The following is a 12,133-nucleotide window of genomic DNA, read 5'->3' as shown; positions in this document are numbered from 1 at the left end:
TTAAAACTTAAAACTGATGCCAAGACTGGGCATAATGGGCAACTGGTCAATGCGTTTGTAAGTAATACGGTCAAAATAGAAAATATTTTTGCGGTTATACACATTGGTAACGCCCAGGTTGATTTCAAGTGACATGTTTTTAGCAAAATAAAAAGTCTTGCTACCTGAGATATCCAAACGATGATAGTAAGGCAGGCGTCCGCTATCATAATCGGCATAGACGATGCCTATGTCACCGTTATCAGTTGTATAATCCGTATTTATGCCATCGGTGAAATCCAGCAATTCATAATAGCCTTGTGTTTGCGAGAACGGAAATCCCGAGCCCATATTCCACCGCACATTAATGCTCCATGTAAGAGTTTTACCAAAATTGTAAGAGCCTACGAGGTTCACATTGTGCCGGCGGTCGTAATGCGGAAAGTACGTGTCAATGCCATCATAACGGTGTACAAAACCCAAAGAATAAACCGCCCATAAATAAATCTGGTTGTATTCGAATTTCACGGTAACATCCAAACCTTCTGCATCGCCTTTTTCAATTATAAAATCTTTTTTCAGTATGTCCGGCTTATTTGCATAATCGGGGATATCGTCATACACTTTGTTGCGATTGATATTGGTGAGTTGTGTAAACCACTTGTAGTAGCCCTCAATATTCAGGGTAACATATTTATGCAAATCAATCTCAATGCCCAGAATTACATGGTCAGCTTTTTGCAGGGCGTGAGTAACTTCTTTACCGTCAAATTCTTTGGGTAAATTGTCGGGGCCGGAAAGAAATCCGTAAAACAGGTTCACTACATCCTTGTCGGAGCTGGCACTGATAAGGTTTTGAGAATACATGCCGCCCGCAAGTTTTATACGCAAAAATTTTGTGGCATTGTATTTAATGGCAAGACGCGGTTCCGGTGAAAATTTTGAAAGGGAGGCGTATTCATGCGCCCGGAAGCTTGGTTCTATCAAAAATTTGCCTTTTACCCATTTGTATTTAATGAATACTGCAAATTCCGTGGTGGATTCTTTCTGGTATATCCTCCTGTTGGCCGTATTATAAAACTCGAAATTAGTACCAAAACCAAGCACTTCCAATCCATAACGCAATTCGCTTTTCCCTAAGAAAGAAGTAAAGTTTAACCCAAGATTAAAGCCATTGATGGTACTTGATTTTGCTTTGTCGGTCTGGTCGTCCAAAGCTATTTTGTAAGAAGAATAGGCCAGCGTACCGTCAATGAGCATGGATGCTTTCCCGGGAATAATCACAAAATTGGCTCCCCCGCCGTAAGAATTCCATTTAAAAGTGGCTATTTCACGGTAGTCGGCGGCATCATTAAAACTGTAACCGAAAAGATTTACCTTGCTCCCGTTGGCGGCATTGATGGAAACTTTTCCGTAAATATCGGTATAATTGAAAGGCAACCCAACAGTATCTTTATATTTGATATATTCTCCAAAAGAAAGTCCAGAAGGCGAATTCATATATTTATAAAAAATTCTTGAGGACTGTTTAAGATAAGAATTTTTAATAGAAATAATATAGGAGGCGCTGCCTTTATCATTTTCTTTTTGTTTTACTATAGGCCCTTCCAGCAGGACCTTTGCACCAAAAGTACTCACGTCCACTTTCCCTCCGAAACGTTTTTTGTTTCCGTCGCGGGTAGTGATGTCCATCACCGAAGATATTCTGCCACCGTATTCGGCGCCAAAACCACCGGTATATACTTCAGCATTTTTCAAAATGTCGGTATCAAACACCGAGAACAAACCTATGGAATGAAAAGGGTTATACACTATCATGCCATCAAGCAGTACTTTGTTTTGTATAGGCGAACCTCCTCTTATATAAAGTTGACCTCCCTGGTCGCCGGTAAAAATAACACCGGGCAGTACCTGAAGGTACTGGGCAAGGTCGGGCACACCACCTATGGTAGGAATCTGCTCAATTTTTTTGGGGGTTACCGTAATTTCCGAAACTTTTGTTTCTGTTTTGTTTTCCTGTGTTTCCGCTGAAATATTTATGCCTTTTATCTCGTAAGCAGATTTTTGTATATACAGCTTTTTATTTAAAATTTCCCCTTTACCAACAGTGACGGGCATTTTCACGGTATCGTACCCTAAAAATGTGGCAATCAGAATATAATCTCCGGGGGGGATCTGCGTGATGGCAAAAAAACCGTTGACATCGGTAGTAACGCCCAGGGTGGTTTTATACAAATAAACGCTGGTAAATATCGACGGTTCGCCGGTTTCCTTGTCGTACACAAAGCCTTTTATTGTTCCCTTCTGGGCTAAGGCAGTGCTACACTGTAGAAATAAAATTGAAACAACAAGAGCGAGTAATTTTCTGCACAACATAAACGGGAATCAAAAAACTGATAAATTTGCCAAAAGTAGAGATATTATTTGAAATACTTGATATATAACTGTAATTTTACTTTTGTATTGTATAGAAAAAACCTAAACATGAAAAAAATAATACTGCTGTCTCAAATGTGTGTTTTGTGTTTCATTACTTTTGGTCAGAATCTCTCTTACAGAGCTGGTAATTGCAAAACCAAAAGCGATTTCTGCCCCAAAATTGCTTTATTTCATGAAACTTCATACAATTTTGCCGGATTGGGCATTAATTCTGTGAATCTGGATATTGTTCTGCTTTGCAACCGCTCAAATATACTGAGCTTGAGAACAGGCATTAATTATTTCTCTTTCCCGAAGATATATTCCGCAGGCATTCCGCTTGAAATTGATTTCATGATAGGCCGCGGGGCATGGATGTTTGAATGCGGGCTGGGACTTGATTATCTGTATTTTTATAAAAACTATTCCGCCTTGCAAGGACAGTTCAGTAGCAATGTTTCTTACCTGTCGGCCATGGGCAGGATAGGTGTGCGCTATGAAAAAATTAACGGTTTGTTTTTCCGCGCCGGATATAATCCGCATTGTTCAATAATGAATACCTATCAGGAACTGGAACCTATAAGCAAACACCGTTTTCTGCATATGGCCAGCATCGGCCTAGGCTATACGTTTAATAACTAGAAACAGTATAAGAAACTTCTGTCAGTTCAGAATTTTAAAAATCATCTCCTTCATCAGCTCACCGTCTTCAACAGCGGGGCTGTCTATCCCCTTGGCTTTTAGGTCGTAATCATGCAAAAAACTAAAAACATTTCGGAGTTTCCTCACAGGATAGTTGCGGGCAGCCATAGCATAATCGTCAACAAATATCCTGCTGACCGACAATGATGAGGCAAGGTTGTTCGGGGATTTATCCATGATATTATGATACAACAATACTTTGGAAAAATAAGAATACAACAGGGGCAGCACTTTTACCATGGGGTTTTCCTTTTCGTTATCTGCAAAATATTTTATAATCTGGTTTGCCCTGAAAACATTTTTCGCGCCCAGGGCTTTCTGCAGTTCAAAAACATTATAATCTTTGCTAATGCCGATATTTCGTTCAACGTGCTCTACGGTGATTTCTGTTCCGGCTTTTACGTTAATCATCAACTTTTCCGCTTCATTCACAATTTTGCCGAGTTCAGTGCCTAAAAATTCCGCCATCAAATAGGCTGCTTTTTGTTGTATCGGATATCCGCGTCCTTTAAAAAAATTTGTAATCCATGCCGGCATCTGGTTTTCCCATATTTTGGGTGATTCATAAAACACGGTTTTTTTCTCTATGAGTTTGGCAAAACTTTTTCGTTTGTCAATTTTTGCATATTTATAACAAATGACAAGTATCGTGGTGCTCAGCGGGTTTTCCACATAGGCAGACAGTTCTTCGATGTTTTTAATGACTTGAGCTTCCTTAACTATAACCACCTGATAATCGGACATCATTGGGAAGCGCTTGCAATAATCAATAATTCCCTGCACATCAATATCCCTTCCGTAAACAACAGTTTGGTTAAAATCTCTTTCTTCGGGGGATAAAAGATTATCCTCAATAAAATCACTTATCTGGTCCACATAATAAGGCTCTTCACCTGATAAAAAATATACCGGATGGTAAATTTTGCGCTTGATATCCTGAATTATTTCTGTGGCGCTTTTCATCGTTTATCAGTTATAATCAAAATAAAGATGTTTCACGGTAAGTCCATTGTTAATAAGTTGATTGAGGGAGTCAATACCTATCTTAAGATGAGTTTCAGCATATATCCCGGTAACTTTTTTGTCTGATTTGTCCGTTTTAACACCAGAAGATATCATAGGTTGGTCGGAAATTAAAAGCAAAGCTCCTGTAGGAATATGATTGGCGAACCCTGCTGAAAACAAGGTCGCAGTTTCCATATCTATGGCCATCACTCTGATTTTGCGAAGGTATTTTTTAAATTCATCATCATGCTCCCAAACCCTTCTGTTTGTTGTGTAAACCGTGCCTGTCCAGTAATCGTGTCCTCGGTCACGTATGGTGGTGGAAACAGCTTTCTGAAGGTTAAAAGCCGGTAAAGCCGGTACTTCGGGAGGAAAATAGTCGTTAGATGTCCCTTCCCCGCGCACAGCAGCAATGGGAAGTATCAGGTCTCCGAGTTTGTTTTTACGTTTCAGGCCACCGCATTTACCAAGGAAAAGACATGCCCGTGGTGCAATGGCGCTGAGTAAATCCATAATGGTAGCTGCGTTGGCACTGCCCATGCCAAAATTAATAATGGTGATGTTTTTAGCTGTTGCACTTGGCATTGCCTTGCCCTCACCCATAATCTTCACATTGTGTATCCGGGCAAACATCTCCAGATAAATACTGAAGTTGGTCAGGAGAATAAACTTGCCGAAATCTTTAAGCTCAGTACCCGTATATCGCGGCAGCCAGTTTTCAACAATTTCTCTCTTGGTTTTCATATGAAAGAGGAATTATGTGTATTTTTAAAGCAAAAATACTAAATAATCCCATGCCCGAATTTAAAACGCCTAAATACGATTTCTGTATCAACAATAATCCTACCCCCAAGATTTTTGATTTTATAAGAAAAAAATATGTTGCATTGACACCGGAAGAATGGGTAAGGCAAAATTTTTTAAAATTTCTTGTTCAGGGAAAAAAATACCCTCCAACATTAATTTACCTTGAAAAAAGCCTGAGAATGGGAAAAATGTCAAAACGCTGTGACGCCGTAGTGTATGACAACAAGGCCAACCCACTGATGATACTCGAATTTAAAGCACCACAGATTGCTTTGACGCAAAATGTTTTCGACCAGATTGCCAGATATAATGCAACACTTCAGGTGAAATATTTGATAATAACCAACGGATTGAAATATTTTTGCTGTAAAATTGATGCAAAAAATAATTCTTATGAATTTATGGACGACATCCCTGAATATAATTTACTGAAACCCTAGAATATGATAACTTTTTTTGTAATTTTATAAACATAAAATCACAATGATGCCTGTAACTAGAAAAAAAATTTTTTTAATCATACTGTTCGCTTCGCTTTGCGGAACCGTTTTTAGTCAGCAAAATAATTGTTTTCGCCTCCCCTCAAATGTTAACGAAAACGATTATCTGCAAAACACACTGATTTTTAAAGTTAATAAAGATTATGCTTCTTATTGTAAAAATGATAATATCGAAATTAACAAATTAAACACCGTATTAAACAGGTATAAAACAAAATCTCTGTTAAAAAAATTTCCCCGTATCAGCGCCCCTGAAAAAGAATACAATGCTTATGGGCAGAAATACGCTGATTTGTCAAGGATTTATGAATATAAATACATGGCTTCCGCTGATATTGAAACCGTAATTAATGAAATTCTGCTGACGGGTTGTATTGAATATGCCCAGCCACATTACATTTCCAAGCCTCTGGATTACGTGCCAAACGACCCCTTAATTATTAACCAGTATTATCTGAACACCATCAAAGCTTTTGCCGCATGGGAAACATACAAAGGTGACACGAATATCGTTATTGCAATAACCGACTGGGGCACAGATTATACCCATCCTGACCTGGCAGGAAATATAAAATATAATTACTTTGACCCTATTGACGGTATTGACAACGACAATGACGGCTATACTGATAATTACCATGGCTGGGATATAGCCGACAACGATAACAACCCAATCGGATTTTCTTCTCACGGAACTCTTACGGCAGGCATTGCATCCGCAACTACTGATAACAGTTTGGGGGGGTCAGGTTGCGGTTTTTCGTGTAAGTTTATTCCTGTTAAAGTCAGCGATACCAATTATCAGGGAACGATGACTTATGAAAGCATCGTTTATGCTGTTGAGCATGGATGCAGTATTATTAATTGTTCATGGGGAAGTACTTTTTATTCGGGCCCATACGGACAGGACGTGATTGATTATGCTTCTGTCAATAAAAACGCTTTAGTGGTTGTCGCCTGCGGCAATGATAATAATATTGTTCCTTTTTTCCCTGCTTCATATAACTATGTATTAAGCGTTGCATCAAGTAATGCCAGTGATATCAAAGCCGGTTTCTCCAGTTTCGGGTATTTTGTTGATATCACAGCTCCGGGAGAGGCCATATATGCTACTCTTATGGGGGGCGCTTACGGGGCATCAGGCGGGACATCATTTTCAGCAGCCCTTGTATCGGGATGCGCCGCTATAGTAAAAAGCAAATACCCTACGCTTACAGGCGTTCAAATAGGCGAGATTTTAAAAGCTACGTCAGATATTATAGATACGCTACAGGAAAATGAACCTTACCTAGGCTTGCTTGGCAGTGGGAGAATTAATTTGTTCAACGCCGTTAACGACACACTTTCTCCATCAATAAATATGTACAATTCTGCATTTACGGATACAGAGGGAACTCATGTTTTAGTTGCCGGAGACACTGTGTCCATAACCGGAAGTTTTATCAATTACCTTACACCTTCTTCACCGGCGCTGAATGTTGCTATTGAATGTTTATCTGATAACGTACAACTCATAGATTCATTAATCACTTTGGGAGCTATTCCTCAAATGGCATCTGTTGACAACCTTGCTAATCCGTTTGTGTTTTTTATCAAGCCTTCCGTTCTGGCTAATGAAGAATTAATCTTTAAACTTACTTATAACGACACGAATTACACCTCATTTCAATATATAACCCTTGTGGTAAACAAAAATTATATTGACATTGATACAAATAAAATTTCTGTTTCTGTCACCAGTGACGGGATGCTTGGTTATAATGACGGAAACAGCCTTCAGGGTTTGGGGTTTCGTTATCAGCACAGTGAAACTCTTATCTACACCGGAGGATTTATTGCGGGGAGGTCTTCCGCGCAGGTTTCTGATGCCCTCTATGGCACCACAGAAGCTTTTGATAAAGATTTTAAAATAGAAAAGAATATATGCAAAATACCTTCTTCATTTGCAGATTATGAAGCCTATGGAGTGTTTAATGATTCTGCGGCAGGTTCGTACCTGATGAATCTGTCAATTTCTCAGCATGCCTATGCCTGGACAAATACTCCTGATGATAAATACATTATTATAGAATACACACTGCATAATTTGGGAACAACAACCCTAACAGGCGTTTATGCCGGATTATATGCTGACTGGGATATTAAAAACTCTGTAAAAAATCGTATTGAATATCATGAGGGTACCCGGACAGGTTATTGCTTTTCTTCTGAAGGCGGCATCTACACAGGGATTTCGTTGCTCACACCCGGGAATATTTATCACTATGCATTTGACAATGACGGAACAAACGGAAGCATAAAAATTTCTGACGGATTTTCCGGTCAGGAAAAATATACAGCATTAAAAACAACACGTAATTATGCCGGCCTTAACAATTCAAGCAACGATGTTTCCGAAATGATAAGTTCTGGTCCTTTTAACATTCAGCCATTCGATTCCGTAAAACTTGTTTTTGCATTAACAGCAGCAGAGCATCTTAACGATTTACTATATGCGGCATCATCAGCATTTCAGAAATATTATACCGCAGACATTAGCAACGAAAATCTAATAATAAATGCAGATGCTCTTTTGTCTCAAAACACTCCAAATCCGTTCACCGATAAAACAGAAATACAAGTAACTTTAAACAAACGGCAAAATGTCGAGCTTTCTTATTGCGATGTTAAAGGCGCCATGAATAAAACAATCTTCTCGGGGACTCTTCAGTCGGGAGTTTATAATTTTATCATCTCTGATCATTTAAATTCGGGCATCTATGTTTACACACTCAAAGGACAAAATTTTTGTATAAAAAAATACATGTGTGTAAGTAAGTAGAGCTTTTTTGAGTTCTTATTCATTAAATTCAAAATTTTTTTTATACATTTGCAAATTATTTATTACATTTTTATCTATGTATTTTAATATTCTTATGAAAACAACTGCTTTTTTGTTATTTCTGTTTTTTGCTGTTTTGTCAGGGCAATCACAAACCCATATCGCAATAAATCCTGTTGCCCAAAAATACTTTTCAGTCGAACAGGTAGAAAAGATGTCCAATAATGAAATAAAAGCCGTAAATTTTTTGTTTACTTCTTCTTTCATTGCTGACACAACCACTTCCGTCTATAAAAAATGGATTAAAGAAAATGGAGACATTGATATCGTTTTACTAAAACCGCAAAGAAAGAAATCAGAAAGAACCTTTTACAGACATGAAAAATATCCTGGTTTTGTAATAGAGTTTCTATCCAGAGATGAAGTTGAGGCAAAAATTAATAGTATTTTAAATACTCCTAAATCAAAAAATTAATGAAAAAGTATTTTTTTATTTTCACTGCCTTATTCTTATATTCCGTTATTATTACACAGGCACAAATACCTACCTATCAGATGAGCGACCAGCCAATTACTGGTGTATGCGAAGGAATTTTTACAGATTCGGATGCCGGAACCGACCTATTAATAAACCCTAGTACTTATGGAAACAACGAAAGTTTTATCATGACTTTTTGTTCTGGTTCAAACGAACCTATGACATTTGCTTTTTCATCACTTGACGGGCCAAATACTTCATCACCTGTGTTGTATGATTTGTCAAACACCAATCCCGGTTCTCTGACTATTTATTCCACTGGCACATGTTTAACATTCTGGTTTACAAGTGATGCAAGCGGAAGTTTGTTTGCTCCTAATGGAAATTGGTCAGCATATTTTGCATGTGGAATAGTAACTCCTCCGGTGGTTGCAGCAGATGCGTGTGCAAATGCCCCAACAATTTGCAATCTGGACGGTTATTTTGGAAATACCAGCAGCAGTTACACGGCTGATGAACCTGGAAATATGTGTGAATCTTGCGGTTTATTCGAAGGGACACTTGAAAATAATTCGTGGTTACAATTTGTAGCAAACAATGATACTGTCGTTTTTACAATAACATTATTAACGTGCAGCAATAATATCGGAATACAGTTTGGAGTATATTCAGGTACTAATTGTAATAACTTTACTCTGATGACACCTGTTGAATGGACAGATGTTGATGCTCCCATTACACCGGGCTCTGTTTCTACAATTGTTGCAACCGGCCTTATTCCGGGGCAGCTATATTATATCATGATTGATGGAAATGCCGGCGATGACTGCCAATATATAATTAATGGCCTGTCGGGCATACAACTTGGGGCTTCCATAACACCAAACCAGACAATATGCCAAGGCGAATCTGCCACCATACAGATAAATGTTGATGCCAGTATTCCAATCACATGGATTTCAAACCCACCTGACCCCGGGTTAGCTGGTCAGGAGAACAACACTACCATTACCGTAAGCCCTGCTTCTTCAACAACGTATTCTGTTCATGTTCAGAACAGTACCGGATTTTGTTCTATGGATACCACTCTTGTTTCCACGGTTACCGTCCTGGCTCCCAACGACCCTGCCTGCCTTATTCCCATCACTTGCACTATTGACAAAACTGATGCTACACAATGCCCTGTCCCACCAGATTATACTTGTGACGGAATCGCTACCGTGGTTGTTTCAGGCTCCAGCCTGCCATTTATATACTCATGGAACGATGGAAATACCAGCGGAACACGAAATAATCTTTGTGCAGGGACTTATTCAGTAACAGTTTCTGATGCCAACGACCTGGTTGCACCAACCAGCTGCTCTGTTACAATACTTGGGCCTAATGCACCGACATATTCTTACACTACAGAAAGCTCATGCATAAATGGAAGCAACGGCTCCATAGACCTTACTATTGTTTCGGGTTCACCACCATACAGCTTCCACTGGAGCAATAATGCTACAACAGAAGACATAAGCGGAATACCTCCCGGAAATTATACGGTGACTATTACCGATAATGGCAGTTGTGGGGCAATAACCAATATCCCTGTGGGCAGTTTGCCAAGCCCACCTGTTAACTTTAGTATTAGTCCTGGAACGGGGTGCACACCTGTTACGGCATATTTTGAGGATATTACTAACGACAATATTGTTGACTGGCATTGGGAATTTGGTGACGATACAGAGTTTGACGGTGTGAGCCAGCTTTCCCATACCTTCACTGCCTCATCCCAAACGGAAGTGTATTGGGCCAGTCTGGAGGTAATAAATGAAGACGGATGCTCGGCAACATTGCTTATTAATAACGCCGTTACGGTTTATCCTAATCCTGTGGCAACAATCACTGCCGACCCGACAGTGGCATATTTGAACGAACCTATTACATTTACCGGAACCAGCGGTTATGATGTGAACAGCTGGACGTGGGATTTTAATTACCCGGGCGGGACTCTGGAAACTTTTACTGTAAACACCGCAAGCCATTCCTATCCTTCAGAAGGATTCTACACTGTTTTCCTGATGATTCAAAATAACGGCGGATGTATTGACACCACATCAATACAAATTGAAATTATTGACATCCAAATCCCTAACATTTTTACTCCAAACGGAGATGGTTATAATGATATATTTGAAATCAAAAATATCGAACGGCTCAAAAACACAAACATAAAAATTTTCAACCGCTGGGGAAAAAAGATATTTGATGAAGATAATTACCAGAATAGCTGGGATGGAAAAAACTATGCAGATGGTGTTTACTATTATCTGATTACCATGGGGGGTGAAAATTATTTTCACGGGACTGTGACTATTATGAGATAAAACCTCTTTTGGCTTTTTGTTATGCGATGACGGTTGTTTTTTATTAACGGTTAAATATTTTTCAGTCACAAACGTTCTATATTAAAAGAGTACCATTATGAAAGCAAAACTTACCATTTTGGTAATGTTTATTCTGGTTTGTTTAACCTTTATATTTGTTTCCTGCAGCAGGAAAAATAACTGTATGCGTTTTCATAATGATGACGTAAAAAGAGGCCTGGCACATTAGCCTGATTATCAAATTTATTACCTTACCCGTGAAAGCAGGATGTCGTATTGTGTGTTTATTAAAAAAATAATAACTTTGCAGACTTTTTGAAATTTCATTGTGAATATAACGGATACTTATATTATACAGTTTTCGGGCCTTGCCGAAGGAAAAAATTCCTTTGACTATGTTTTGGACAATGTTTTTTTTGATGTTTTTGATTATAAAGATTCAAAAGATAGCAACATTGAGGTAAATCTCGAACTGCATAAACAACAAAATATGATGATATTGGATTTTTCTTTTAGCGGATATATGACCTTTGAATGTGACAGGTGCCTTGAAGATTACAAACAACATATTTCAGGAAAGGAACGTCTGCTGGTTAAATTTGGAGAAAATCCGACTGAAGAAAACGACGAAGTAATCATTTTATCGCCTGCAGACCATCAAATTAATATCAGCAAATTTATCTATGATAGCATCATTCTTTTGCTTCCATACAGGAAAATTCATCCCGAAGATGAACATGGCAAGAGCAACTGTAAGCCATTATTTATCGAACAACTAAATAAATTAAGCACCCATAATAATTCAGACCCCCGATGGGAATCACTAAAACAATACATTAAAAAATAAATATTATGCCAAATCCAACAAGAAAGTTCTCGAAAACCAGAACACTGAAAAGAAGAACACATTACAAAGCAGAAGCTGATACAATAACAGTATGTTCAAATTGTGGGGCTCCTGTATTGTATCACAGAGTTTGTCCCGAGTGTGGTTATTACAAAGGAAAACCCGCTATCGAAAAAACAGTAACTGCTAAAAAATAATTTTCCTTCA

10 protein-coding genes are annotated in these 12,133 nt (G+C 38.5%); 7 read left to right on the top strand and 3 right to left on the bottom strand.

Annotation, left to right across the window (positions count from 1 at the left end):
• Positions 1-2,355, bottom strand: coding sequence for a TonB-dependent receptor (locus M0R16_00200; GenBank protein MCK9611306.1), 2,355 nt, complete (start codon positions 2,353-2,355; stop codon positions 1-3).
• A gap of 108 nt (positions 2,356-2,463) precedes the next feature.
• Here M0R16_00200 and M0R16_00195 point away from each other — a divergent pair, with 108 nt between their 5' ends.
• Positions 2,464-3,039, top strand: a complete 576-nt coding sequence (locus tag M0R16_00195; protein ID MCK9611305.1) for a hypothetical protein — start codon at positions 2,464-2,466, stop codon at positions 3,037-3,039.
• A 21-nt stretch (positions 3,040-3,060) separates the two neighbouring features.
• On the opposite strand, the gene holA is transcribed toward M0R16_00195, so the two are convergent.
• Positions 3,061-4,062, bottom strand: a complete 1,002-nt coding sequence (holA, locus tag M0R16_00190; protein MCK9611304.1) for a DNA polymerase III subunit delta — start codon at positions 4,060-4,062, stop codon at positions 3,061-3,063.
• 6 nt (positions 4,063-4,068) lie between these two features.
• A complete protein-coding gene (locus tag M0R16_00185; protein ID MCK9611303.1) occupies positions 4,069-4,848 on the bottom strand; it encodes an AMP nucleosidase in 780 nt (259 codons plus the stop codon).
• Between the two features lie 50 nt (positions 4,849-4,898).
• Between M0R16_00185 and M0R16_00180 the strand changes: the two genes are divergently transcribed.
• The 6 genes from M0R16_00180 to rpmF all read left to right on the top strand — a co-directional run bounded on the left by M0R16_00180 (position 4,899) and on the right by rpmF (position 12,123).
• Positions 4,899-5,351 (top strand): type I restriction enzyme HsdR N-terminal domain-containing protein, encoded by a 453-nt coding sequence (locus M0R16_00180; GenBank protein ID MCK9611302.1) that lies wholly within the window; start codon positions 4,899-4,901, stop codon positions 5,349-5,351.
• A gap of 43 nt (positions 5,352-5,394) precedes the next feature.
• Positions 5,395-8,232 (top strand): S8 family serine peptidase, encoded by a 2,838-nt coding sequence (locus M0R16_00175; protein ID MCK9611301.1) that lies wholly within the window; start codon positions 5,395-5,397, stop codon positions 8,230-8,232.
• Between the two features lie 94 nt (positions 8,233-8,326).
• Positions 8,327-8,707, top strand: a complete 381-nt coding sequence (locus M0R16_00170; protein ID MCK9611300.1) for a hypothetical protein — start codon at positions 8,327-8,329, stop codon at positions 8,705-8,707.
• Positions 8,707-11,079 carry a gliding motility-associated C-terminal domain-containing protein gene (locus tag M0R16_00165; GenBank protein ID MCK9611299.1) on the top strand — a complete coding sequence of 791 codons (2,373 nt, stop codon included), beginning with the start codon at positions 8,707-8,709 and terminating at the stop codon, positions 11,077-11,079. The genes M0R16_00170 and M0R16_00165 overlap by 1 nt, the downstream gene beginning before the upstream one ends.
• A 328-nt stretch (positions 11,080-11,407) precedes the next feature.
• Positions 11,408-11,926, top strand: coding sequence for a DUF177 domain-containing protein (locus tag M0R16_00160; GenBank protein MCK9611298.1), 519 nt, complete (start codon positions 11,408-11,410; stop codon positions 11,924-11,926).
• 5 nt (positions 11,927-11,931) lie between these two features.
• Positions 11,932-12,123 (top strand): 50S ribosomal protein L32, encoded by a 192-nt coding sequence (rpmF, locus tag M0R16_00155; protein ID MCK9611297.1) that lies wholly within the window; start codon positions 11,932-11,934, stop codon positions 12,121-12,123.
• Positions 12,124-12,133 lie beyond the last annotated feature (10 nt).

The sequence above is a fragment of the Bacteroidales bacterium genome, from assembly GCA_023228145.1.
Lineage (GTDB): Bacteria > Bacteroidota > Bacteroidia > Bacteroidales > CAIWKO01 > CAIWKO01.
This window is presented reverse-complemented; position numbering and strand designations above follow the sequence as displayed.

Bases quoted from the DNA above. Each gene is read 5' to 3' on its own strand.
- rpmF (MCK9611297.1), top strand. From the start codon at position 11,932: ATGCCAAATCCAACAAGAAAGTTCTCGAAAACCAGAACACTGAAAAGA.
- M0R16_00185 (MCK9611303.1), bottom strand. From the start codon at position 4,848: ATGAAAACCAAGAGAGAAATTGTTGAAAACTGGCTGCCGCGATATACG.
- M0R16_00170 (MCK9611300.1), top strand. From the start codon at position 8,327: ATGAAAACAACTGCTTTTTTGTTATTTCTGTTTTTTGCTGTTTTGTCA.
- holA (MCK9611304.1), bottom strand. From the start codon at position 4,062: ATGAAAAGCGCCACAGAAATAATTCAGGATATCAAGCGCAAAATTTAC.
- M0R16_00165 (MCK9611299.1), top strand. From the start codon at position 8,707: ATGAAAAAGTATTTTTTTATTTTCACTGCCTTATTCTTATATTCCGTT.
- M0R16_00175 (MCK9611301.1), top strand. From the start codon at position 5,395: ATGATGCCTGTAACTAGAAAAAAAATTTTTTTAATCATACTGTTCGCT.
- M0R16_00180 (MCK9611302.1), top strand. From the start codon at position 4,899: ATGCCCGAATTTAAAACGCCTAAATACGATTTCTGTATCAACAATAAT.
- M0R16_00200 (MCK9611306.1), bottom strand. From the start codon at position 2,355: ATGTTGTGCAGAAAATTACTCGCTCTTGTTGTTTCAATTTTATTTCTA.
- M0R16_00195 (MCK9611305.1), top strand. From the start codon at position 2,464: ATGAAAAAAATAATACTGCTGTCTCAAATGTGTGTTTTGTGTTTCATT.